Raw genomic sequence first — 24582 nt, forward strand, 5'->3', positions numbered from 1 at the left:
TTGAATCTCAGTCAGACTGGGCGATCGACTCGAGAGATCGCTACAGTTTCGGCAGTTTTGAACCTCCTATCGGCCAACCTTTTCACCTGAGGTAGATAATAGCAGACCGATTGGCTCTAAGGCGGCGGGTAGCAGCAGCATAATTATATAGAGACGATTGACCGTAGTTTAAGATTGTTAGCGACGTGAAGGTGGCTTTTGGGGACCGCCGATCGCCGTCAAATCAATTTCTGTATATGCTATAGAAGCTCTTTTAAGCTTTTAGCTCACCGTAAAGCTTCATGAGAACGTTCTTAAGCGTATGGTTCGGACAATTCGTGTCAATGCTCGGCTCTAAGCTGAGCGAATTTGCTCTGGCGATCTGGGCTTACCGACAAATTGGTTCCGTCACCCAAGTGGCCCTGCTGGTCGTTCTGATGTACTTGCCAACGATTATTGCGGCTCCACTGGCCGGGTCTCTCGTCGATCGATGGAATCGTCGCTGGGCGATGATTTTGAGCGATTCGGTTGCGGCAGGGTGTTCTTTTACGGCCCTCCTGCTGTCGCTGTCTGGAAACCTGCAACTCTGGCACATTTACCTTGGCGTTCCTATTCTTGCAGTTTTTAGCGCATTTCAAGCCCCGGCCTATTCTGCGGCGATCGCCCAGCTCGTTCCCAAGCGCCATCAAGGACGGGCAAACGGCCTAGCCGACCTGCCCCAAGGTGTGGCAGCCATTTTGACCCCCCTGTTGGCCACCTGGCTCATTGGGATCGTCAAACTAAACGGCATTCTACTGATCGACTGCCTTACTTTCATTCCCGCCTTAGTCATTCTTTTAAGCGTGCGATTTCCCCACGTGACGCATCGCGCGCAGCTCGGAGAGGCGCAGACCAAAAAGTTTAGAAAGCTCTTACAAGAATCTATCTCTTCTTGGAATTACATCAAAGCTAAAGCCAGTTTGTTTAAGTTATGGATATTTATTATCTTGACTTATTTTACAATTGGCATGTTCGATATTTCATTCTGGCTGTTAGTCATCAAATTTGGTTCCGTCACTAAATTTGGAATTGTCGTATCGTCTGCGGGGTGCGGAATGCTGGCTGGAAGCGCGGCAATGAGTACGTGGGGCGGTCCCAAACGCCGCGTATTTGGAATACTAAATCTTACGATTTTACAAGGACTTGTTATTATCATTCTTGGATTGGGAATTAAGCTATCTCTGGCGATCGCCAGCGTGGGAGTTTTCATTTATCAACTCGCGGATCCCATCATCATGGGATCGAATCGAGCAATTTGGCAGAGCAAAGTTCCCATGGAGCTTCAAGGTAGGGTGTTTTCGCTTCAGCTCATGTTTCAACGGGCAGCCCTCATTCCTGCTTTCATCATTACGGGCGTGTTGGTCGATCGCTTTTTTGAGCCGTTTTTAACCAATAATCAATTCATTCAAGGTGCCTTGGGACAGGCGATCGGGAACGAGCCAGGTACGGGTATCTGTTTGTTTTTAATCGCTTTAGGAATCGCTAAAATTTTGCTTTCTGCCATGTTGTATCGAGATCCCTTGCTCCTTAGCGTTGAAGCGCCTTCTTTAAAGCACTCTCTCGATAAATCTCCCATCCCCGATCGCCCATCTTAATCTTCTTGTCAAACGCGCGAGCTTTTTGTACTTCGGAAAATTTTTATAAGTTACGCAATCAGACAGAAATTTATGCAATCTCAAATACAATATTTTTTAGCCATACTAGCTATTTCTTATACGGTGCTTCTAGGAATTTATTTTTTATTTGGGAAAATAATCACTTTTTGGAATAGACATCTTGGTTGCAGCAAAAAAATTCAGTCTAAGACCAGTTCGGAAGTAGAAATTAAACGCGATATCGTTCAGAGTGTAAAATCTTTGTTTTTTATAGCGTTGATGCTTGCAGGAGGCATCTTCTGCCAGCGGATTGGCCTTACCCTGCGGCCAACTCATCTGACACCCCTAAATTCGCTGCTTTGGTTTTTAGTTTCGATGTTTATTTTTGATACTTGGTTTTATTGGGGACATCGGCTGATCCATACTAAAGTGCTCTACCGCCAAATCCATGCCTGGCATCACCGATCGATTACGCCTTCCGTGTGGAGCAACAATAGCGATACGCTGTTAGACGATCTGATTTTGCAGTCTTATTTCTTTTTTGCACCTTTTTTCTTGCCTATCCCAGCTGCTATCTTAATCGCCCATAAGATATACGATCAAATTACAGGGATGATCGGCCATTCAGGCTATGAATATTCCGCCGGACCCTTATCTAGATTTCCATTTCTACTACTGGGCGTGACTTTTCACGATCAGCACCATGAAAGCTTTAACTATAACTATGCCACTCACTTCTCTCTATGGGATCGGCTCATGAAGACCATTCATCCAGCTTACGATCGAAGAATTCTTGACTTTGAAAAATCCCCGGTCGATCTTTTGGAGATCGAACCAACGAACGAGTCCTAAAGCAATATTAGATTGAATTTATTAATTATTAGTTTCTCTATATTCCGTTCATGAAAATTGCTATTATTGCGTCTGGCTTTCTCCCCGTCGTCGATGGTGTAACGGTCAGCGGATTCCAGAGACTGCGAAAATTGAGCGAGTGGGGGCATCAGGTCTTATTTTTTTGCCCGGACTATCGTGCCTTACAAGATGTGTACCCGGACTGGAAAAACTATACGGGCGATCTCTTCCCTGGGGTTCGGGTTGTCAGTCTGAAAAGTAATGGGTTGATGGGGTTTGGGTTTGACCGCAATGTCTCGTTTTTCGCCTATCCATCGGTTCTGAAAGCGTTGAAAGAGTTCCAGCCAGACATTATTCATGTTGACGAACCGGAGCGATTATTTTTAGGGTTTTTAAAGGTGCCTGGTATTGGCTATGCAAGATCTGCAAACATTCCTTGCGTTAGTTTTTATAGGACAAACTTTATAGAGTATGTCGATGATTATTTCATCCTGCCATCATCGATTAATGCATTGATTCGATTCGCCTTTATAAAAATTTTTCTTTATATTTATGGATGTTATGAAATTACTTTGGTCTCCAGCCGAATTACCTATAAAAAAATAGTTGAATTGGGATTTAAAAATGCCGAGTACAGAAACTTACTTGGATTTGACTTCGATGCCTACACGCCCGATCTAAAAGCAGCGGAGTTTTTCGAGCAGACTTATCAAATATCGGGTCTAGAGCGAAAAGTAAAAATTATTTTTTTGGGACGTTTGACCCCAGACAAAGGATGGGAATTTACAATTGATTGCTTGTCTGCATTGGGACAGGAGATCGATCTGAAGGAAATAGCCCTTGTTTTAGCTGGAGATGGGCCTATGCGGGACGAAATCATGACTAGATTGAGCGATCTAGGATTTGAAGTTCGCTTTTTGGGCAGAGTCTCTCCCGATCGCGTTCCAAGTCTTCTCATGAATTGCGATATCCACGTTACCACCTCTGAGAAAGAAACCCGTGGATTGACGATTCTCGAAGCTTTTGCAGCAGGTATACCAGTACTGGCTCCCAATCGGGGAGGGGTCGTTGAAAATATTCAGGATGGAAGAAATGGGTTTCTGTATCATCCTGGCGATCGCGTTGATTTTCTGCAAAAGCTCGTCCATCTCATTCGAGATCGGCCTTTGCGAGAAGCCATGGGTCGGCATGGCAGGGAAGGGGTGGCGGACTACAGCTGGGATCGTACGATCGCAAACTTAGTTGAGGTCTGGGAAGAACAAATCGAGCGATACGATCGATCCGTTGCTAAAACATGACCGATCGACGCTCAAATCAGCGTAGGTTTAATTTAGTCGCTCGCGTTTTGCGATCGCCCAATTCCTGCTCGTAAAGTGCGAACAGCGCCTCAAAGTGCTCGTCCATGCTGCGGATCCGATGGGTCGCAGCATCGGCGCAGGCCGCTTGCAACATCGGGCGATCGCGGTCGAGCAAGCGCCGAATTGCAGCAGCACAGGCTTTAGCATCTCCCGGCGGGTAATCTTCTGCGTAACTGGGCTGGGCTAGGTCGAAGGCTCCACCTCGATCGGGGACGACGATGGGGGTGCCCGAACAAATGGCTTCTGCGACGGCAAGGCCGTAGGTTTCCGCTGAGGAGCCGTGGACGAGGGCATCCGCGCTGGCGATCGCCGCAGATAAAAACGCACGATCGTAGGTAAAGCCAGCAATATGGATATTAGGCGCATTTCGAGCGCAATACTCCGTCCAGCGTCGCAGCGGACCATCGCCAAACAGAACCAGCCCTACAGGTTGAGTTCGGTTGACCCGCTTGACCGCATCGATAACCGTCCCCAAGCGCTTTTCAGGATGATGGCGGCTGACCGAAATCAGGAGAGGAGCCGTTTCGGGCAACCCGCAAAGGGTTAAAAGCTGTTTGCGCGCTTCGGGATCGCGACGGGTGGGTGCGAAATGCTTTTTCTCGATCCCGAAGGGAACGGTCTCGACCCGCTCGACTCCAAAACGAGACAGTCGGTGCTTTAGCCAAGCGCCGCTAACCGTCGTGACATCAAAGTGTTTGCTGAGGCGGCGCAGATACATCCAGTAGGCGAAAAAGAGGCGATCGACGCGATCTGCACCCAAGATCGGGCCGAGAAAGGTTTGGCCCCACACTGCAACCGGATCTTCATGGAAAATCAGCGCCTTCAGCGCGCGACCCGGCCAGCGCGCCGCAAACCACCCACCCGCCCAAGTACTGGATCCTTCCACCACATCCGGGTTCTCGCGGGTTAGAATCTCGCGAACCGCCGCCTCTCGTCGCAGCAGGTAGTAGCGCGGATCTAAAGGGTCCGGGTTACTCTTTACCCAGATAATGCGACCGCCCTTATCGCAGATTTGCTCGTCGTCTTTAGGTCCGGGGGCAATGATGGTGATTTCATGGCCTGCTTGAGTTCCAGCCCTTAGTTTTTCTAAGGTATAGACGCGAACTCCACCGCCGCGCTCGGCGTAGAATTCTGAAACGTCAACGATTTTCATAGAGATCGCACTTTAACATCTAGACGGGAAGTCCCGCGCTGTAACCGATAGGGTCAGCGTCGGGATGAAAGGCGCGGCGTTGAGGAGTTCAACCCCTGAACATTTTTGCCCACCGCGCAAACAGTGAAGGGGTTGGCGACGAACCGCCAAAAGTGTAAGGTTGAGGAACACCAACTAATTACAAGGTTTTTCCACCCCTCCTTTTGTGTGTCGAGAAAAATATCACCCTCGAAAACGTAATGGTGACGCGCCAACGCAAGGAAGAAAGGAAAGCTCAAATCAATATTCATAAAGTCGGCGGGAGGTCTATCTCGTGGACTATAAACAAATTGCCTGCGGACGGGGTTCTGAACGGGGATTGTAAATCTCTTGCAATCTAGGAAAGACCGGATGATGTAGGAACTTCTCAAAGTGCGGTGCTCCTTCAGTGGTGGTACATGAGCCGAGAAGCCCGCGCTGTATGCGGAGCATCAGCGTCGGGAGTATGTCACAGACCTATACTCCGGTGCAATGCAATCGGGACGAAAAGCCTCGCGTCCCTACAATGCATAACTTTGTCTGAAGATAAATTAAACCGCGCTTTTTTGAGGTACGGGGACTGGAGCTGGAACGTAAAAATCGGGCTTGTTGGGATTTAAGGACAATGCCTTAACCTGTTCGCCAATGCGTTCCTTCGCTAAAATGCGGTAGTCAAAAAAGTGCTCTCCTTCAGCACACATCGAAACATAGTAGTCAAACAACTTTGGTTTGCGAATCAACACCGTAAAGAGTTGCCGCCAAAACTGGATCCTGGCCCCGCTGCGACGGATGCCTTGGTACCATGCAACCCGGGCGAATAACAAAAGCTCTTGTTGGAGGGTGAAGTTGCTCCACTGGCGCTTAAAGGGCGGATCGGCAACATTCAGGCACTGATCCATACATCGCTTGAGGTAGTTTCGCGGCTCGTACATCGTCCACATCGATTCGACGTATTCTTTCGCAATCTCGGGCTTAGGACGGGTGGGCAGAAAGTTCATCAAGGAGTTTTGATCGCCGGAGTGTCGGTCGTCAAAGTTTATATATTCTAGGCGCTCCTCTCGTTCTAAACGATCCCAGAGGGCCGTGTTGGGTGGAGCTTGCAGAATCCCTAGCATGGGTTGATGGATGCTGGTGGCATCCACAAAGGCTTGGATGCGATCGCCCGCTCCTTTGCGCTCGCCATCAAATCCGATAATAAATCCGGCATAGATGAACAACCCAGCTTCGTTGATTTTCCGACATGCTTCAATCATCGGACTGCGGGTATTTTGGAGCTTGCGGGTGCCCTTGAGGCTATCTTCATCGGGGGTTTCAATGCCCAAGAAGACTGCAAAGAAACCAGAAAGACGCATGAGATCCAGCAATTCTGGGTCGTCGGCTAAGTTAATGGAGGCTTCGGTAATCAAGACAAAGGGATAGTTCCGTTCCTCCATCCAGGGAATGAGTTCTCTCAGGAACAGTTTGACGTTGCGCTGATTGCCAATAAAGTTATCGTCCACAATGAAGAGCGGGCCGCGCCATCCTAGGTCGTAAAGCCGCTGGAGTTCGCCCAAGGCTTGGGTGGGGGTTTTGGTGCGGGGTTTGCGACCGTACAAGGTAATGATGTCGCAGAACTCGCAGTTAAAGGGACAGCCCCGCGAAAACTGAATCGACATGGTTAAGTAAGCTTTTTGCTTCAGCAATTCGAAGCGAGGCATGGGGGTCAGGGTCACATCGGGCTTCTCGGCAGATCGGAACACGCCCTTCTGGTCTCCTCGGGCGATCGCGCTTAAGAACATCGGAATCGTCAGCTCGCCCTCATCCAAGACTAAGTACTGAGCACCAGCATCTAAGGCATCTTGGGGAACGGAGGTGGGATAGGGTCCGCCCACAGCTACCTTTTTGCCAAGTGCCACCCCTTTGCGGATTAACGATAGAAAGTCCGAGCGCTGGGCCATCATGGCCGAAACAATGACCAGCTCGCACCATTCCCAGTCTGCTTCCGTTTCCACCCCTACATTCCGGTCGGCAAAGCGAATGTCCCAGTCGTCTGGTAGCATGGCCGCAACGGTAATAATGCCGAGGGGAGGCAAGAGGGCCTTCAGGCCAGCCATTTCCAGGTAACGGTCGTAGGACCAAAAAGACTGCGGGAATAGAGGATACAGTAATAGTGCTTTCATTAGGAACCTTCCTGCCAATGCAGGCGAGAATTACGTTGGCAATGGCCGAGTCCTAGTTCAACCTGTGCGAATAATTCCCTAAACTATAGCGCAAGGCCAAATTGTGTCTTCAAAAAACAGGCCCGAAGGGATGCTTTGTCCCGATCTCGTCGTCATCGTCGCTGAGGGTTGCTATTGCAGTCGCTCCTTTGGCCTTCTTCCGCTCCATTCAATACTGAAGCTGACTTATGCCTGCTCCATTTGCAAAGTTATGTTTACTCAAAGCAGAAAAGCCCGATCTCGAATTTGCGCTCGAGGGCGATCGCTTTACGATCGGGCGGGCGTCTGACAATAGCCTGGTCTTGACAGAGGAAGGCGTCCTACCCTATCACGCTGAAATTACAGGCAGGGGCGATCGCCTTGAGTTAACTGCCGCAACGGCTGACGCGGCGGTTTTGCTCGACGGTCGCCCGCTTGTATTTAAGGTGCCCTATGGATTGTCGGACGGAGATATTGTCGAAATTGGCAACACCAAACTCCAACTGGCGATCGAGGCCCAAATCGAGTTGCCCGACGACTGGCAATTGCCATTGCGCGCATCGGGCGCGCAACGAGGTCCCGCAGAAATCATTGAGTTGCGGGGCCGCAACAGCCTAACCTTGGGCCGCGACCCCAGCAACGATACGACGATCGACCATCCAGTCGTGGCTCGCTTTCAAGCCAAAATCGAGCTAGAAAAAGGAAGCTGGCTCATTACCGATCTCAATTCCTCCGACGGCACGTTTGTTAACGACCGACAGATCCTGCACCCCCAGGCGCTGCGCCCTGGCGATGAAATTCGGATCGGTCCCTGTCAATTCACCTTCAACTTTGACGAGACCCTCACGCAGAAAAATGAGTTTGGCAATCTGCGCCTCGATGCCGTCCACCTCACTCGCACCGCCGCTCGACGCCAAGTCCTTCTAGATGATGTGTCGCTGTCCATTCTGCCCAGGGAATTTATTGCCATTGTGGGGGTGAGCGGGGCTGGAAAAACGACCCTTTTAGATGCCTTGAGCGGATTTCGTCCGGCCCAGCGCGGCAAGGTCTTCGCGAACGGTCACGACCTCTACCTCAACTTCAAGGCTTACCGGACTGAGCTAGGCTACGTTCCCCAAGACGACATCATCCATCGAGATCTGACGGTATACCAGGCGCTCGATTTCGCCGCTCGGCTGCGGTTGCCTAAAGACATCTCAAAACAGGAGCGCGATCGGCAAATTCAGGCTGTTTTAGCAGATTTGGAGCTGACGCACCGCCAACATGCCTTGGTTAGGGAGTTGAGCGGAGGGCAGCGGAAGCGCGTTTCCATTGGGGTTGAATTGCTGACAAAACCCAGCCTTTTCTTTTTGGACGAGGCAACCTCCGGTCTCGATCCGGGTACGGAAAGTCAAATGATGCGTTTGCTGCGGCGGCTGGCCGATCAAGGACGTACCGTGATTTTGATTACCCACGCCACTAAAAATGTCATGCAGTGCGACCTGGTGGTGTTTTTGGCAAAGGGAGGCAAGGTTGCGTTCTACGGCCCGCCCCAAGAGGCGCTGACCTATTTTGATGTTAAAGACTTTGACGATATTTACCTCAAGCTTGAAGAAGACCTGCGATCGCCGCAGGAGTGGCAGCAGCATTACCGCCAGTCGGAGGTCTGGCAGCGGTACGTGGGCGATCGCCAGGAGCGGCTCGACGCTCGCGCTCAGCAGCAGGCCCGAGGATCTTCAACGCGCCGCTACAAACCTTGGGAAAATCAAAGCAGCTCCTTTTGGCGACAACTGTTGCTGCTCTCCCACCGCAACTTGACGATTCTGTGGCAGGATCGCGCCAGCTTGATTTTAGTGGCGATCGTCGCGCCCCTTTTGGGCCTGCTGGACTTTGTGCTGTGGCAGCGCGATATTTTTGATGTTGCGACGGGAGACTCAGGACAAGCCCTAACGCTGCTGTTTACATCCGGCCTCGTGGTCGTGATAGTGGGCAGCTTAGTCACCATGCGCGAAATTGTCAAAGAGTCTGAGATCTATTGCCGCGAGCGAATGGTGGGGCTGCAAATTTTGCCGTACCTTCTCTCTAAGGTTTGGTTTTGCATGGTGCTGGCCCTATACCAAGCTGCGGTCCTGTTCGCGATCAAAGCCCTCGCCGTAGACTTGCCTGGAACGCCCTACGATCTGGGTGCCATGTATTTCACGCTATTTCTCGCCATGCTAGGCGGCATGATTATGGGACTCTTGGTTTCTGCCCTGTCCAACAACCAAAACGTCGCGCCCTTGCTCACCATCTTATTTCTAGTGCCGCAGTTTACGCTGGCGGGCGCATTTCTGCCATTGCCCAGCTTAGGGCCAACAGGTCAGTGGATGAGTCAATTCACCATGACGCGCTGGAGTTACGAGGTAATGGTGACGATATCGGGATTTGGCCGCGATGTGGCCCAGGATCCGTGCTGGCAGAAGCCAGAAGCGATCCGCCAAAAATGGGGAGATGCAGAGAAGTCTGGATGTCAGTGTTTGGGACCCCGCCTGTTCGAGCGATGCTATTTTCCTGGATTGCTGAAGGAATACAACGCCGCAGTGGCGCAGCCAGAACCGCTCAAGCCTAAACCACTCGGAAGTCCGCCCCAATTACCAGACAATCTGCTCGATCCTGAAGCGGCAGCTACCTTACGCAATGACTTCAAAACCTATGAAAGCCAAGTCAAGTCGTACCGTACCGCAATGCTGCGATGGCAGGATAAATTTGGGCAATGGAAAGAAAAGCGAGGCAAGGCGATCTCCTCTGCAGAAGCGCTCTTGGAGCGGGTTCGCAAAAGTCAGGGGGGCAGTTATGCCGTCAATATTTATACGCACTGGTTAAAGATGGGCCTCCTGCAAATTGGAATGCTGGGACTTCTGGTGGTGTTTCAAAAGCGCAAAGATAGCCTTTAAGCAATCCGTTCCCGAATGCCAGCAGCACAGGTCGAACTTTCAAGATACCCCGCAGCCCGATCTAATGCATCGACTGGTTCCATCCCAAGCATAAGAATAGATAGATAACCCCCAGTAGGTAGATAGATAAGGCATTCCGCGCAAACCATCCTCGATCGTGCAAGAATGGCTATCGGTCTATCAGGGGGTAAGTCCGCATCATGAATTTCTCTTTACAGTCTTCTAGAAGCAATCGCGGACTCTCGATAGTTCCGCGAATCTCAAAATCTATGGCTACACTAGCAGGCTTTGTTTTAGGGATAGCGATGGGATTTGGGGAGCCTGCGGTTGCCGCTCAGAATATTCTGCTCAAATACGGCTACTTAAAAATCGACATTCCCGTGAGCGCCCTAGAAACCTACGCCAATACTGGAACGGCAGAGCCTGCGCTAAAACCCTACTTAGATTTGCTCACTTCAAGACAGCAAACCCAAATACGACAGTTTCTTCAATTCAAACTCCCAATTACGCCTGAGATCGCACAGCACATCTTGCAAGAGCCTAACGTCAATGAATTTTTATCGTTGTACGTAGAAGACATCCTACAACCCGTTAGCGCGCAACAGGGGAAGGGTACGGGAGCCCTAAAAACTGCTATTCTGAATTCGGCGGCGACCTTTAATAGTCTGTCCATACTCCAGGTTCTACAGCAGTTTTCCAGCGATACCATTGAGGTCAACACATCTCTCGCACTCAGAGCATTGCAGGAGTCGAGAACGCTCCATACCATCACCCAAACGCTCGCAAAAAACTTGGAAGATATGACCGCTGCCGCTGCCGCCACGGAGGCTTTGCCGGCAGCTGGGATAGACTTGCGCCAGCCTGGAATCTTCACCCATACCTTCCAAACCTTAACGCTGACAGATCCCCGGCGCAAGCGGCGATTTGCCGTTGATTTATATGTTCCGAATGCAAAAAAAACGGTTCCTCTCATCTTGATTGAAAACGGACATGGTGCCCAGCGACATTACTTTGACTTTTTAGCTCAACACCTGGCTTCCCACGGTTTTGCTGTGGCAATTCCAGACCACCCAGGCAGCAATTACCAACAACAGCAAAAGTTCATCACGCAAAAAGCGTCAACTATTTTTGTGGCTCAAGAGTTTGTAGATCGGCCACTAGACGACACCTATTTGCTAGACGAGCTGGAACGCCTGAATTCCTCAAAATTTCAAAATCGCCTCAACACTTCAAATGTGGGCGTGCTGGGATACTCCCTGGGAGGGACGACCGCTCTTTCCCTCGCGGGCGCCACCTTCAACTTCGATCGACTGACTCGAGATTGCGGGCGCAATCGCAACCGCTGGAATTTGTCCTCAGTCTTTCAATGTCGGGCATTGGAACTACCGCGAAAGTCCTATGCGTTGCGGGACGAGCGGGTGAAAGCTGCTTTTATTTTCGTTTCCTTCGGTAGCAGCCTTTATGGGGAGTCGGGACTGAGTCAGGTTCGGATTCCTGTCTTTGTTCAAGCTCTAGTAGAAGATATTTTTACCCCTTTGACGATCGAGCAACTGCCTACCTTTGCTGGGCTGCAAAGTTCGTCAAAGTATCTCAGCATTATCTCTGGATTTCCCCACGTTACGGCCAAGTCTGTCTTGCGGACCTATGTTGAAGCGCACAACGCGTCTTCCCTTCCCACGGCCAATCTAACCAGTCGGTCTCAGCCTGTTGCTCGCCTTTCCCTGGAAGAAAAAGGAATGCGGAAAACTTTAAATCCTTTTTCTTTGGCCTTCTTTCAGCTCCATCTGGCTCAGAATAACCAGTACCTACCCTATCTACAAGCTGCCTACGCAAAAGCGTTTTCTGAGGGTAGTTCCTACGATGTCAGTTTTGTGAGGTCTCTTTTGCCCAAGCAAGTGGAGAGTCTCCAAAATTTACAACACCATATATCCGGGCTGGTATCTGCCTCGAACTAATTCCCCTCATGATGGACTGCTATGGCCAGCACCAGAAACATTTACCTGGGTGTCGTCGCGATGCGCAGTGCAACCAATCCTCTTAAGACTAAATTCTTGCGCCACTGCAGGGATTCATCGGCAAGATGGATTTGAGCGTACTGTTGCAATAAGGTGTTAATGGCAATTTGCCCTTCCATGCGTGCCAATACAGAGCCCAAACAGTAATGAATCCCCGCTCCAAAGGGAATGGGCGAGGTTCCCCGACGGGACAGATCCAGCAGGTCGGGGTTGGGGAATGCATCGGGATCGCGATTGGCGGCACCCAAGCATAGATGCACCCGTCCCCCAGCCTTTAAAGTTTTTCCCCGAAAATCAACATCTTCCTTAACGGTTCGAGCCACAATTTGAACCGGGCTATCGTACCGGAGTAGCTCCTCAATGGCACTTGAAGACAGATCGGGGTTTTGTTGGAGCCGATCCAATTGGTCGGGATGGCGCAGTAGCGCTAGCACGCTATTGCCGATCGAGTTTTCGGTGGTTTCTTGGCCCACGCTAAACAACATGGCGCAAAACCCGATCGCTTCATCGAAACTGAGTTTGCTTTCTCCTACGGCAGCCGCTAGCAGGCTCATCAGATCGTCTTGGGGTTGGCGCCGTCGTTCTTCAAGCAGGGTGCAGAGATAGGCTTGAAACTCTACTGCGGTTCGATCGAGGGATTTGTAATCTTCCAACGACAAGGGCTGGTCGAATACGCGGAAAAGCTGATAAGACCAATGGATGAGCTGGGGACGATCGCTGTTGGGCACTCCCAGCATGAGAGCTGACACAGTCGCGGGCAAAGGCGCGGCCAATTCAGCCATAATATCTAGAGTCTGGTCGTCTCGGCGCTGCTTGAGGAGCTCGTCCACAATGCATTGAATCTGGGGGCGCAGCCGCTCGAGTTCTCCAACTGAAAAGGCCCTACCGACTAGACTTCTGAGTCTTGTATGGTCGGGGGGGTCGAGAAAAAAGAGCCAGGGACTGATCGTCTGATTGAGGGCAGCAAAGGCATCAGGCTGCTTTAGAAACAAACTCTTTTTTTCCAGTCGTCGGGGTAAATCATCTGCGTGGAAGCGCGGATCGTTCAGCACCGCTTTGACATCTGCGTAGCGCGTTAAAAGCCACTCTTCCCCTTGAAAACTTTGGGTTTGATAGAGCGGTACCTCAGTCCGCAGCCGCCTGTAGATCGGATAGGGATCGATATGAAATTCAGGCAAGAAAGGATTAAACCGAAAGACTCGAGCTTCGGACTGTCTAGGGGTTGGGGGCGGATCGATTTCAGACGGCATAACAGCGCTCAAGTACGAGAATGGGGCGGCAGGTTTATCAACGCTCTCCTAGGTAATGGGCGAGTGCTTCAATACTGGGGTATTCCCAAAAAATGGTAGGCTCCAGCTCTTTGTCAATCCACGTCGACAATTCAGACGTCAAACTTAAAGCGACGGAGGAATCTAGACCGTACTGGGAAAAGGGGTCGCTAACATCGACGTCATCTGGTTTTACGTTGAGATACATCGCAAGATTGGCAACCATCCAGCATCGGATCTCTTCAGGGGTCGGTTGATGCTTCTCCGACCGGACGCGATCGGGGGCTGTGCGGGCGCGATGGTTTTGTTGAGAATCCCTTCCCGCCCGTAACTTTTCAAGCATCGCTTCTGCTGACTGTTGGATCTCGCCGACATCCACAGAACTTTCTCGCCACTCCGCCACGCTTGCTAATTCCCCTGCCAAAAATGCTGTTTTGCAAGCATTTCGCTGAACTTTACCGCTGGAGGTTTTGGGTAAGGTGCCGGGTTTGAGCAGGGCGATCGCGTATACCTGAAGCTGGTGTTCTTCAGAAATAGCCTGCCGAATCGCCCGCATTGCCCCATCTGCATCCAACGCGCGCAGGGCTTGGCGATCGATTTCTTGATGGATAACGAGACGCTCAATTCCATCCACGGCAATCGAAAACGCCGCACTGTGGCCCACCCGAAAGGCGTGATGGCTCGACTGTACCGTCCATTCAATGTCTTGGGGATAGTGATTGCGCCCTCGAATAATCACCACATCCTTGAGACGACCCGTGACAAATAGTTCGCCATTTTGGATGAACCCCAAATCGCCCGTGCGCAAAAACGGCCCTTCGTCGCTATCGGCAAAATGGGCGTCAAAGGCGAATTTCGACTCATCCGAGCGTCGCCAGTAGCCCTGGGCGACGCTCGGACTGGATACCCAAATTTCACCGACCGTATGGGCCGAACAGGGCTTTAACGTAACCGGATCGACGATGGCGACCTTTTGATCGAGCCAAGCGTCTCCGCAACCGACGATCGCTCGAGCCGATGCCGCATTTGGATCCGCTTGCTGGATGCGGTTTTGCTCGAGGGCGACTCCATTGACGGGAAGGATAGTTGGCGAAGAACCGACCCGCTTGCTGGAAATCATGAGGGTTGCTTCAGCCATGCCATAGCAAGGGTGGAATGCAGCTGGGTCGAATCCGCAGTTCTTAAAATGACGTGCGAAGGCTTCTAGGGTTTTGGCCCGGATCGATTCTGCGCCGCTAAAGGCGATGCGCCAGCTGGTCAAGTCGAGGTGTGTTTTTTGTTCCGCTCTAATTTTTTGGATGCAGAGATCGTAGGCAAAGTTAGGTCCCCCGCTCGTCGATGCGCGATAGCGTGAAATGGCTTGGAGCCAGCGGATGGGCTTTTGAATGAAGGCCGTGGGCGACATCAAGACCATAGGGCGACCGACATAAAGCGGCTGCAAAACCCCGCCAATAAGCCCCATGTCGTGGTACATCGGTAGCCAAGAGACACCCGTACTGTTCGCTGTGTCTTGAAAGGAATGCTGAATCATCGCTGCATTATGCAGCAGATTTTGATGGGCGATCGCCACCCCTTTGGGCTTTCCGGTGGTGCCGGATGTGTATTGTAGGAGGGCGAGGTCGTTGGGGCCGAGGGGAGGAGACTGCCAGTTCGAGGCATCTTCAACATCGATCGCGTCAGTGGCGATCCACCGGAGCGAATCCAACCCCAACTCAGACCCCACCCGCTCTCGAAGTTCCATCTGGAGAGATGTTGTCGTGAGCGCTATCGCGGCCTGAGCGTCGGATACGATGGCTTGAAGGCGATGCTTGCTTTGATGTCGTTGAGGTGGATAGGCAGGAACGGCTGTCACCCCAGCGTAGAGACAGCCAAAAAATGCAGTGATGAACTCTAATCCAGCGGGGTAGAGCAATAAAGCGCGAGAACCACCGGCTTTTAACGATTGCAACCGTGCTGCAATCGCCCGAGCTTGAAGATCGATGGCTTGATAGGTCAGGCTAACACTCTGGGTTTCGCCATCGGTCAAAAATGTATATCCCGTCAGTTCGGATTGACAGCTTGCTCTGTGCCTCAAGATGTCTATAACGGTTGTTTTTGGCAAAGTGTTCGTTAGCAATTCATTCACTCTGTCTAGGCCTAAGGTTTTAAATCGCATTAGGGTTTAAGACTATACGGTCTCGAGGCAAGAAACGTTAAGAAGGCGATCGCAGGGGCCTTGCAGCCTTGCGAGCTCTACAAAACCGATCGATGGCCCCGCACCCTCTCGCGGGCGCGCGACCCATCGCGGTTCGATCCGCTGAGGGACTTTCAAAGAATAAACCATTCCAGTCGAGTTATATAAATTGACAAGCGTTAGCGTACGGCGCAGCTTTGACGGATTGGAAGAGATCGATCGCTTAAAAATAGTTTTAGAAGAAACAGCTCGACCCCTGAAAGGCAGCGATCGTTCACGAGTCAAGCATTAATCCGTAAGTTTTTATACAAAATTCGCAGAACTCGCTCTGTAAGATTCGGTTACGTAACGGGACTGGGAAAATCAGCCTAGGTCTGCTCAAACAGGATTAATTGCCCAGTTGATGGCCTTAACTGCCATTGGCTGCGCTAGATTCTGCCCGATCGCTTTTACGTGACCTTAAGACCGGGAAAAGTAGATGGACTTAAGAACGGATTACTCTACCGTAGGATCTGAAACTTAGCGGTCAACAGCATTGCTACTCGAGAAAGCGCAATTTCTTTATCCAAATTCAGGATTCTTTCTATGCCTAAGACGCTTTTCAAAGTTGACTTAACCAAGTCGATGGACCAGCAAGAATTGCCGGGACACAATCGTTGGCATCCAGATATTCCAGCAGTGGTTTCAGTCAATCCCGGCGAAGTCTTTCGGATCGAATGCAAAGACTGGACTGACGGCCAAATTAAAAATAATGATAGCCCCGATGACGTGCGAGATGTAGACCTCACCGTCGTGCACGTCCTTAGCGGTCCTATTTGGATCAACGGAGCGGAACCCGGCGATATTTTAGTGGTCGACCTTTTGGACATTGGCGCGCTTCAAGGAGACGAGTGGGGTTTTACGGGTATCTTCGACAAAAAGAACGGCGGTGGATTTTTGACCGACCATTACCCCGACCCCGCCAAAGCCATTTGGGATTTTCAGGGAATTTATACATCCTCTCGCCACATCCCCGGCGTTAGATTTGCAGGCATCACTCATCCCGGACTGATCGGCTGCGCGCCCTCCCACGAATTACTCGCAACCTGGAACAAGCGGGAATCGGAATTGCAGGTATCCCAACCCGATGTTCGCACCTACGGCACGGGCCTTGCGGGCGACGTTCCCGTATTGGCGGCCTTGCCCAACCCCACCAATGCCATTTTGGGCACCCTCCCCCCATCCGACTTCGACCGAGTGGCTGCCGAAGCAGCCCGCACTGTCCCGCCCCGCGAGCATGGCGGCAACTGCGATATTAAAAATCTCTCCAGAGGGACTAGAATCTATTTCCCCGTCTACGTCGAAGGCGCAAAGCTCTCCATGGGCGACATCCATTTTTCCCAAGGAGATGGCGAAATTTCGTTCTGCGGCGCGATCGAAATGTCGGGCTTTATCGACCTGCATGTGGACATTATCAAAGGTGGGGTCGAGAAATACGGCATGGTCAACCCCATCTTCAAACCCGGCCCCGTAGAACCGCGCTACTCCGAATATCTCGTCTTTGAAGGAATTTCTGTAGATGAAATGGGTAAGCAGTATTTCATGGACGTGCATATTGCCTATCGCCGGGCCTGCCTCAATGCCATCGAGTACCTTAAGAAATTTGGCTTTACGGGCGAGCAGGCTTATCTCCTCCTCAGTTGCGCGCCCGTCGAAGGCAGGGTCAGCGGTATTGTGGATATCCCCAACGCCTGTTGCACGCTAGCCATTCCCACTGAGATTTTCGATCGAAATGTTTTACCTGTATGAGGATGATTTGAAACTATGCCCCTCTATGAGTTTCGTTGCGATGACTGCGGTGTATTCGATGCTTGGCGGGCGATCGCCGAGCGCAGTACCCCGGCATCCTGTCCCTCTTGCGAGGAGCCATCGCGGCGGATTTTTTCGGCCCCCGCCCTGCAGCTCTCCGGCGCGCTTCGGGTCAAGGGAGAAAATCTCGAACCTCAACTCGTCAAGCGCGAAGTCGATCCGGCTGCCCGGACGAAAGCGAGAACCCATTCTGGCGGTCGCCCCTGGATGATCGGACATTGAACCCGGTCCCTCAATCCTGCGATTGATGGCCGCAACTTTAGCGATCTGCCTGCTGCCTGCAAGCCTAGAGATGCAATTTCCCTGCAACTCTAGGCTTTTTTAGTCGGGGTGCCGCCAGCGCTGGATGGACGATCGAAAACTAAAGTTAAGTTTTTAACATTTAGACGGGAAGTCCCGCGCTGTACCTGATAGGGTCAGCGTCGGGATGAAAGGCGCGGCGTTGAGGAGTCCAACCCCTGAACATTTTTGCCCACCGCGCAAACAGTGAAGGGGTTGGCGACGAACCGCCAAAAGTGTAAGGTTGAGGAACACCAACTAATTACAAGGTTTTTCCACCCCTCCTTTTGTGTGTCGAGAAAAATATCACCCTCGAAAACGTAATGGTGACGCGCCAACGCAAGGAAGAAAGGAAAGCTCAAATCAATATTCATAAAGTCGGCGGGAGGTCTATCTCGTGGACTATAAACAAATTGCCTGCGGACGGGGTTCTGAACGGGGATTGTAAATCTCTTGCAATCTAGGAAAGACCGGATGATGTAGGAACTTCTCAAAGTGCGGTGCTCCTTCAGTGGTGGTACATGAGCCGAGAAGCCCGCGCTGTATGCGGAGCATCAGCGTCGGGAGTATGTCACGAGAGATTATATTCATTTGCAAACGAAAGATAAAATCTTGAGTTGCGAATTATTAAAATGCACCAAAGTGTATCGGATTTATCAGATAGATTAGGAGTAAGAGGTGCAGATGTTAATTCAAAGCTGCCAGCTCTTATAACAGTTCTGATAAATAGAGTCACGCAGTGACCGAGAACCATGAAGATTCACCTAGAGCGAAAACTCAGCTCTTGCCCCGATCGGATCCCTTGTACCGTTTGCCACGAACTTTTTTGGGTTCCCGATATTAGGGCATTGCTGTACAGCGATAACAATCTCCTTCAGGGAGATGTTTGCCCGGAATGCGTAAAATTAAGTGCTTCTAAATTCCAGCAGAAGCTGAGGAATCAGGCCAATCGTTTCGTTCAAGAAGCCTTTACCCATCCCGAACGCTCCGATGCATTTCACGCGCGCGCGGTAGAGCTATTGGAAACCTCGGAAGAGAAGATTAAATTCCCTACATTTCTACAGTGGTCGATCAAAAAAATTCAAATCTTCTGCGAGGAAAGTCGGGAGTTAGAAGCAGCAAGGTTAGGTTTAGATCGGTACGGCTGCGGGGGGCGATCGCAAAGCTTGGGGCAGAAATCTCTCTAGGTTTGCGTTGTTACCAAACGCAGCCAAAATTTATTCCTTCAAGCAGGAGAATCTTCTCGATCGGACCAGCCACAGGCCAAACAAGAACAGTTTCCTGGCGTACGCGAGACGAGGGACAGTTTTTGTTTGCACTGCGGACACTGGCCGGTGAAAAATGGATGCGTCGTAATGACCTGAATTTGCTCGAAATAGTCGAGCTGGGAAGGGGCATAAACTTTCGATGCCAAGAAAGGTGGATTCAGCGGGTTGTTCGCAATATTCATCGATCGGGCTAATTGATTGGGCTATAGGAAAGGACGTCATAATTGCAGTTAATTCCCGCCCTACTAAGCTGTCAGACAGAGCAAGGGTTCGTCAATTGTGGAAACTACGGAATTCGACAGTTACGAGCGATCGGGTATCTTGTCATAATGCTCCAAAGCGGATGCGAAGGATTGCGAACAGATGACCGCAGCCGACATTCAAGCCGTTAGGATTGCGGAATAGAGTGCGAGCGACGTACTCTTAAAGCTCTTGTCTGAGAGCGAAATCAAGGTTGATTATTGGTACCAGGATCGCTGCTGTATGGCCACGTTATCTTCACCGGAAACCCTCGACCGATTCAAAGCGCTTCAAACCAGCCTCAGCGATCGCTGGAAGTCGTTGGAAACCGACGAACAGGGCGATGTCGATATTTTAGTGGTGCCTTCCTTCAGCGTGGACCAGCAGGAGCTGCAAAAAATTGATGGGTTTCTGCACTATGAAGAGCGACTGCTGTTTTCGCTGATCCGCCTGCGCAACCCGCGTACTCGGCTCATCTACATCACGTCCCAGCCTCTCCCGCCCATTGCGATCGACTACTACCTTCAGCTGTTGCCAGGGATTCCGTTTTCCCACGCGCGCGATCGCCTGCTGCTGGTGCCCGTCTACGACCAATCCCTCAAACCCCTCAGCCAGAAAATTTTAGAGCGACCGCGCCTGATGGAGCGCGTCCGCAATGCACTGCGGCCCGACCGCGCCTATATGGTTTGCTATAACTCCACGTCCTTGGAGCGATCGCTCTCCGTCCAGTTGGGCATTCCGCTTTTAGCCGCCGACCCAGAATTGCTGTACTGGGGCACCAAAAGCGGCAGTCGCCAAATTTTTGCAGAATGCGGCCTCCCCCATCCAGACGGCAGCGCTTTAGTCAAAACCGTCAACGATTTGGTGAAGGAATCTGCCCTGTTATGGGAGCGGCAACCCCAGCTTCAGCGCATGGTGGTCAAGCTCAATGAAGGATTTTCGGGCGAGGGGAACGGCATCTTAAACCTAGCGCCGCTCTATCCCCAGCTCAGCTCTCAGCCTTCTATTGCAGAACGCATGGATTTACTAGATGCGCACCTCCCTTCGCTCGTGTTTGAGTCTGTCACTGAATCCTGGGCGCACTATGGCGCTCGGGTTCCCATTCTGGGGGCGATCGTCGAGGCCTATATCGAGGGTAGCCCCAAATACTCCCCGAGTTTTCAAGGACGCGTTACCCCCACAGGCGAAGTGGAAGCCCTCTCCACCCACGACCAAATTTTAGGCGGGCCGAACGGTCAGGTGTATCTGGGCTGCCGCTTTCCGGCAAACGATCTGTATCGCTTGCAGATGCAGGAGTTAGGCTTGAGGGTGGGCCGAAATCTGGCAGACAAAGGCGTCTTCGAGCGCTTTGGCGTCGATTTTGTCGTCGTTCCTCGGTCTGATGATGTAGCAGAATGGGACGTACAGGCGATCGAAATTAACCTGCGTAAAGGGGGCACCACCCATCCATTTATGACCCTAAAGCTCTTGACAAACGGCGAGTACGATACCCAGACGGGCCTCTTTACGGGGCAGAAGGGAACGGCTAAGTACTACGTTGCTTCGGACAATCTTCAGAAACCCCAGTATCGAGGGCTTCTGCCCAACGATCTGATGGATATCATCGCCCACCATCACCTGCATTTTGAGTCGGGCAGCGAGACGGGGACGGTATTTCATTTGATCGGCTGCCTGTCTGAATTTGGGAAGGTCGGTTTGACCAGTATCGGTAACTCTCCTGCTGAGGCGGATGCCATCTATCGCCGTGCGGCTGAGGTGCTGGATGCAGAAACCCAGGCAAAGGATCTAGCTCATCCTTTAATGCCCTTAGCATGGTGTTTGGGGCAGTAATTTCTATACACTAGCGGTCCGGTATTGCCGTTGCAGTCAATGCCGGACGCGCGATCGAACTTAAAGGAGAAGTTGCTTTGGATAATGACATGGCGTTTAAGACGGGCGATCGCGTGCGATTGATAACCCTTCCCCCCTACTTTAAAACCGCCGAGCCAATCCCCATGCTGCGGCCTCCGAATGTCGTGCAGCTTGACGAAGAGGGCGTCGTGATGGGTCGAGACCCAGGGGATTTCTGGCGGGTGCGCTTTAGCAGAGGGGCTTACCTCGTCGATCGGAAATATTTAGGGCCTGCTGAAAAAGTATAGAACATAGGGATTGCAGTGCATCTGTCTGAAAAAAGGGTTGAAAAGTGCAAAGAAAAAGGCGAAAAATAGTCAAAACCCTTGCATTGGCGTCGGCATGTATCGGACCTCACCCCCAGGCCAACTGTCCTTTGAGAACTTCTACCTGCCCTTCGGCGGCAAATTGTCCAGCGATAATCGCTGGGTAAAACTTGACCCTCCCCCCATCAAGGGCAGCTCATCTTAGATGCGACCTGTGCCCCTGCGGATATTCGCTACCCGAGCGACTTGAGCTTATTGAATGAGGCCAGAGAGCAGAGCGAAGCCATCCTAGATGCCCTCTACGTCCAAGTGAGCGACCAATTTAAGACCAAGCCTCGCACCTACCGAAAGCTCGCGCGCAAAGCGTATCTATCCATCTCGAAGCAACGAAAACCCAGCCGTCAACTCAGGAGAAAAGGGATTCGTCAGCAACTCAACTATCTGGGTCGCAATCTCAAGCATATTGATATCCTCATAACAGCTGGGGCATCCTTGGCACAACTGAGTCGGCGTCAGTATCGCCTGCTGTTGGTCATCACTGAAGTCGTCAGGCAACAACGAGCCATGTTTGACGCCAACATCCGTCGCATCGATGACCGGATTGTGAGCATCGCCCAGCCCCATGTGAGGCCCATTGTGCGTGGCAAAGCAGGCGTGCCCGTGGAGTTTGGTGCAAAGCTATCGGTCAGTTGTATCAACGGCTGTGTGTTTCTAGACCGGCTCAGTTGGGACAATTTCAATGAGTCGACCCATCTCCAAGACCAGGTGGAAGCTTATCGGGCTCGGTTTGGCTGCTATCCCGAGTCGGTTCATGCCGACCAGATTTATCGCACTCGCGCCAATCGCAGTTGGTGTAAGGCGCGTGGTATCCGATTGAGTGGCCCGCCTTTGGGCAGGCCGAAGCAAGACCCATCGGTGCAGGCTCAACTCAAGCGACAGGCGCGTCAAGATGAGAAAGTCCGGGTCTGGATTGAAGGTAAGTTTGGTCAGGCCAAGCGACGCTTTTCTCTGGCACGGGTGATGGCGAAATTGGCCCACACGGCTCAAAGTGCCATTGCGATTACGTTTCTCGTGCTCAATTTGGAGCGCTGGCTCGCTGGGCTCTTAGGCTTGCTTTTTTGGCTCTATGCTTGGTGTCTACAAGTCCTTCATGGCTTGCTGACGCGCGACGAAGCCCCTCAGCTGACGATGGGAGAATCGATGCCTTTTGAACCCAGAACAGATGCATCTCGACCAATCTATGATTTTCCGGCCAATTCAAGTTTGAAGTGCAACACCTGCTCAACACTGATGCTGAAAGGGGAATCCGTAAATCGAACTTTGATAGCGCTAAGCCTTTTTGTGAAATAGGGTGTAGAGGAAGACTAGGCTAACAAAGCTCACATTGCACCTGGGCAGTCTTGATCAGGGTGTTGCACTTCATTTTTGAATCGGCGAAACCCTGCTCGTATTCCCTGCCTTGGGTCGCGCAATGTAACGTCTTTGACTATAAAGGCGCAAGGGAGTGGAGATGCCCAACACAATCCTTTTTTGCCGGGAGAGTTGTAGGTTAGATCGTTGACACGCTTTTGAATTGTTTTTGCTTGTCGCAGCGGTGGTGGAATAAGAACTCGAGAATATTGACCTCGAAGTTGAATAACTGTCAGGATAGAAACAAAAAACAATGCGATCGTAATGCTCCAAGCCAACAATTGACGACTCTGCCCCCTCTGAAGTTTGAGTAAGCAATTTAATGGAAAACTCTTATAGCTTTGCCCGCAGTAGAGCGCGATCGCGAAAGCTGGCATTAAACCCAATAAGCCGCACATGAAGCGAAAGAAAGGTGCCTTCATGAGGATAAAACCAATGCCAAGCAAAGCCATGGCTACAATCCAAAAAGCATCTGGTATTTTTTTCTTGACCGCGATCCGTAGCAAATAAACTGCAACTCCAATGGAAGCTAGAATCAAAACTGCAAGAATCTGATTCATGGAATCAGTCGTAAACCATTGCGTCAACCCCCAAACCCAGGGATTTGCCCCTGCAGGAGGCTTTCCATACCACGTTATCCATTGCTGTGTTGAGCGCATAACCGCTTGAAGCTGGTCTGGCGGGAGTGACCAAGAAACATTCAGACAAAACATTGAGGAGGGAAACAAAGGACAACCCGAGGTAATTAAACTATGAATAATCAATGGAGAAATTAAACAACTTAATATTAGTCCCCCCACGAGTAACCGTTGACATCGCTGTTGAGATGAAAATCCTGGAAAAGTCAACTGTTGGATGCTAAACCTTAACCCCGTGACTATTACTAAGGGGATAGCGATCAGTTTGATAGTCAGTGTTCCTGCGGCTAAGACTAGTGGAATCAGGGCAGCGGAGGGCAAGTCTAACTGAGATTTCGAATTCGTTGCTGCACTGAGTTTCAGATTCAGTTTCGGATCTATTGCAACATCGGAGAAGAAAGGTTCAGCGGTCGAACTTAACAAGGGTGGCTTCTGATCGCTAAGCAATAAGTATGACCAGGCAATTGTTCCAGCTAACAGGATCACAGGAAAATCGGGAGAAGGTGAAATCCGAATTTGCGCCAATGAATGAAATCCGATGACCAAGGGTAAAATTATGCCCATAAAGGCGATGATAAACCAGTCACTTCGTCTAGCTCTAAGCTGAAAGATTCGCACCATTGACCACAAAAATTGCAACACTGCCAGCAATAAAACAAAGCTGTTCGTGAACCCACTCGCCCGATCCCCTAAGAAGGCGGGATTAAAGGGAGATGCTAAGGCAAACCAAGATGAGGTGAACCCAAAATTTTCAAATAATAGGGCGACACCCGGAACCGTGCCAAAGTCGGCTAGCCAGCGAATGACACCATAGTGATATAGACCGGTATCATTCCATGTGACTTCTTGACTAGATATAGCCGAGATCGCTACCATCACAACGCACAAAATTCTACTCTGCGTAGGCGAAACTTGTCGTTTTAAGTCATATAAATCAAGTCGAGTTCTACGATTGAGAAGAGCAACACCGCTCAAAGAAAACGCAACTACCAACCCCACTAGCGGACTCAATGGCACAATGATCGAAGTGGCCAGCAACCCGATACAAAAGATAATTAGTCCCAACCAGATGGCCAGAAATAGTCGATCGCCGGCCCGATCGATTAATCTATCTGATCCTTGACATTGTCGAATTAAGCCAGTACCAATCATAGTGCAGATTAGCAATAAAAAGAGCCAAGCTGCCATGAAGTAGAGCATTTAG

16 protein-coding genes and 1 pseudogene are annotated in these 24582 nt (G+C 51.0%); 11 read left to right on the forward strand and 6 right to left on the reverse strand.

Going from position 1 to position 24582, the window contains the following annotated elements:
• The first annotated feature begins 281 nt into the window (after positions 1-281).
• From R6H26_RS04820 to R6H26_RS04830, 3 genes are all read left to right on the forward strand, one after another.
• Positions 282-1613, forward strand: a complete 1332-nt coding sequence (locus tag R6H26_RS04820; protein WP_404788809.1) for an MFS transporter — start codon at positions 282-284, stop codon at positions 1611-1613.
• Between the two features lie 72 nt (positions 1614-1685).
• On the forward strand, positions 1686-2465 hold the full coding sequence (locus tag R6H26_RS04825; protein WP_404788811.1) for a sterol desaturase family protein: 780 nt from the start codon (positions 1686-1688) through the stop codon (positions 2463-2465).
• Positions 2466-2515: 50 nt separating this feature from the next.
• Positions 2516-3763, forward strand: coding sequence for a glycosyltransferase (locus R6H26_RS04830; RefSeq protein ID WP_404788813.1), 1248 nt, complete (start codon positions 2516-2518; stop codon positions 3761-3763).
• A 16-nt stretch (positions 3764-3779) separates the two neighbouring features.
• On the opposite strand, the gene R6H26_RS04835 is transcribed toward R6H26_RS04830, so the two are convergent.
• Together R6H26_RS04835 and R6H26_RS04840 are read right to left on the reverse strand one after the other, a co-directional pair.
• The gene (locus R6H26_RS04835; RefSeq protein ID WP_404788815.1) at positions 3780-4976 is read right to left on the reverse strand and encodes a glycosyltransferase; all 1197 of its coding nucleotides are present in this window, start codon (positions 4974-4976) and stop codon (positions 3780-3782) included.
• A 569-nt stretch (positions 4977-5545) separates the two neighbouring features.
• Positions 5546-7153, reverse strand: coding sequence for a B12-binding domain-containing radical SAM protein (locus R6H26_RS04840; RefSeq protein WP_404788816.1), 1608 nt, complete (start codon positions 7151-7153; stop codon positions 5546-5548).
• A 227-nt stretch (positions 7154-7380) separates the two neighbouring features.
• Between R6H26_RS04840 and R6H26_RS04845 the strand changes: the two genes are divergently transcribed.
• Together R6H26_RS04845 and R6H26_RS04850 are read left to right on the forward strand one after the other, a co-directional pair.
• On the forward strand, positions 7381-10083 hold the full coding sequence (locus R6H26_RS04845) for an ATP-binding cassette domain-containing protein (RefSeq protein ID WP_404788817.1): 2703 nt from the start codon (positions 7381-7383) through the stop codon (positions 10081-10083).
• Between the two features lie 269 nt (positions 10084-10352).
• Positions 10353-12038, forward strand: a complete 1686-nt coding sequence (locus R6H26_RS04850) for an alpha/beta hydrolase (RefSeq protein ID WP_404788819.1) — start codon at positions 10353-10355, stop codon at positions 12036-12038.
• Positions 12039-12079: 41 nt separating this feature from the next.
• Here the strand turns inward: R6H26_RS04850 and R6H26_RS04855 are convergent, their stop codons facing one another.
• Both R6H26_RS04855 and R6H26_RS04860 read right to left on the reverse strand, forming a co-directional pair.
• Positions 12080-13348 carry a cytochrome P450 gene (locus tag R6H26_RS04855; RefSeq protein WP_404788821.1) on the reverse strand — a complete coding sequence of 423 codons (1269 nt, stop codon included), beginning with the start codon at positions 13346-13348 and terminating at the stop codon, positions 12080-12082.
• Positions 13349-13385: 37 nt separating this feature from the next.
• Entirely contained in the window at positions 13386-15491 is a 2106-nt protein-coding gene (locus R6H26_RS04860) for an AMP-binding protein (RefSeq protein WP_404788822.1), read from the reverse strand.
• A 633-nt stretch (positions 15492-16124) separates the two neighbouring features.
• On the opposite strand from R6H26_RS04860, the gene fmdA reads away from it, so the two are divergent.
• From fmdA to R6H26_RS04875, 3 genes are all read left to right on the forward strand, one after another.
• On the forward strand, positions 16125-17327 hold the full coding sequence (fmdA, locus tag R6H26_RS04865; protein ID WP_404788824.1) for a formamidase: 1203 nt from the start codon (positions 16125-16127) through the stop codon (positions 17325-17327).
• 15 nt (positions 17328-17342) lie between these two features.
• On the forward strand, positions 17343-17609 hold the full coding sequence (locus R6H26_RS04870; protein WP_404788826.1) for an FmdB family zinc ribbon protein: 267 nt from the start codon (positions 17343-17345) through the stop codon (positions 17607-17609).
• 809 nt (positions 17610-18418) lie between these two features.
• Positions 18419-18853 (forward strand): hypothetical protein, encoded by a 435-nt coding sequence (locus R6H26_RS04875; protein ID WP_404788828.1) that lies wholly within the window; start codon positions 18419-18421, stop codon positions 18851-18853.
• Positions 18854-18891: 38 nt separating this feature from the next.
• Here the strand turns inward: R6H26_RS04875 and R6H26_RS04880 are convergent, their stop codons facing one another.
• A complete protein-coding gene (locus tag R6H26_RS04880) occupies positions 18892-19116 on the reverse strand; it encodes a hypothetical protein (RefSeq protein ID WP_404788830.1) in 225 nt (74 codons plus the stop codon).
• 301 nt (positions 19117-19417) lie between these two features.
• Between R6H26_RS04880 and R6H26_RS04885 the strand changes: the two genes are divergently transcribed.
• The 3 genes and pseudogenes from R6H26_RS04885 to R6H26_RS04895 form a co-directional block, all read left to right on the forward strand.
• Positions 19418-21004 carry a peptide ligase PGM1-related protein gene (locus tag R6H26_RS04885; protein ID WP_404788832.1) on the forward strand — a complete coding sequence of 529 codons (1587 nt, stop codon included), beginning with the start codon at positions 19418-19420 and terminating at the stop codon, positions 21002-21004.
• A 77-nt stretch (positions 21005-21081) separates the two neighbouring features.
• Positions 21082-21312, forward strand: coding sequence for a regulatory protein SipA (gene sipA, locus R6H26_RS04890; protein WP_404788834.1), 231 nt, complete (start codon positions 21082-21084; stop codon positions 21310-21312).
• 198 nt (positions 21313-21510) lie between these two features.
• Positions 21511-22449 (forward strand): annotated as a pseudogene (locus tag R6H26_RS04895) (IS5 family transposase); the annotation flags it as partial.
• Between the two features lie 260 nt (positions 22450-22709).
• On the opposite strand, the gene R6H26_RS04900 reads toward R6H26_RS04895, so the two are convergent.
• Positions 22710-24578, reverse strand: a complete 1869-nt coding sequence (locus R6H26_RS04900; protein ID WP_404788836.1) for an LIC_10190 family membrane protein — start codon at positions 24576-24578, stop codon at positions 22710-22712.
• Between the last annotated feature and the right edge of the window lie 4 nt (positions 24579-24582).

The sequence above is a fragment of the Altericista sp. CCNU0014 genome (assembly GCF_044923475.1).
Lineage (GTDB): Bacteria > Cyanobacteriota > Cyanobacteriia > Thermosynechococcales > Thermosynechococcaceae > JAAURS01.

Bases quoted from the DNA above. Each gene is read 5' to 3' on its own strand.
- R6H26_RS04820 (WP_404788809.1), top strand. From the start codon at position 282: ATGAGAACGTTCTTAAGCGTATGGTTCGGACAATTCGTGTCAATGCTC.
- R6H26_RS04825 (WP_404788811.1), top strand. From the start codon at position 1,686: ATGCAATCTCAAATACAATATTTTTTAGCCATACTAGCTATTTCTTAT.
- R6H26_RS04830 (WP_404788813.1), top strand. From the start codon at position 2,516: ATGAAAATTGCTATTATTGCGTCTGGCTTTCTCCCCGTCGTCGATGGT.
- R6H26_RS04835 (WP_404788815.1), bottom strand. From the start codon at position 4,976: ATGAAAATCGTTGACGTTTCAGAATTCTACGCCGAGCGCGGCGGTGGA.
- R6H26_RS04840 (WP_404788816.1), bottom strand. From the start codon at position 7,153: ATGAAAGCACTATTACTGTATCCTCTATTCCCGCAGTCTTTTTGGTCC.
- R6H26_RS04845 (WP_404788817.1), top strand. From the start codon at position 7,381: ATGCCTGCTCCATTTGCAAAGTTATGTTTACTCAAAGCAGAAAAGCCC.
- R6H26_RS04850 (WP_404788819.1), top strand. From the start codon at position 10,353: ATGGCTACACTAGCAGGCTTTGTTTTAGGGATAGCGATGGGATTTGGG.
- R6H26_RS04855 (WP_404788821.1), bottom strand. From the start codon at position 13,348: ATGCCGTCTGAAATCGATCCGCCCCCAACCCCTAGACAGTCCGAAGCT.
- fmdA (WP_404788824.1), top strand. From the start codon at position 16,125: ATGCCTAAGACGCTTTTCAAAGTTGACTTAACCAAGTCGATGGACCAG.
- R6H26_RS04870 (WP_404788826.1), top strand. From the start codon at position 17,343: ATGCCCCTCTATGAGTTTCGTTGCGATGACTGCGGTGTATTCGATGCT.
- R6H26_RS04875 (WP_404788828.1), top strand. From the start codon at position 18,419: ATGAAGATTCACCTAGAGCGAAAACTCAGCTCTTGCCCCGATCGGATC.
- R6H26_RS04880 (WP_404788830.1), bottom strand. From the start codon at position 19,116: ATGAATATTGCGAACAACCCGCTGAATCCACCTTTCTTGGCATCGAAA.
- R6H26_RS04885 (WP_404788832.1), top strand. From the start codon at position 19,418: ATGGCCACGTTATCTTCACCGGAAACCCTCGACCGATTCAAAGCGCTT.
- R6H26_RS04900 (WP_404788836.1), bottom strand. From the start codon at position 24,578: ATGCTCTACTTCATGGCAGCTTGGCTCTTTTTATTGCTAATCTGCACT.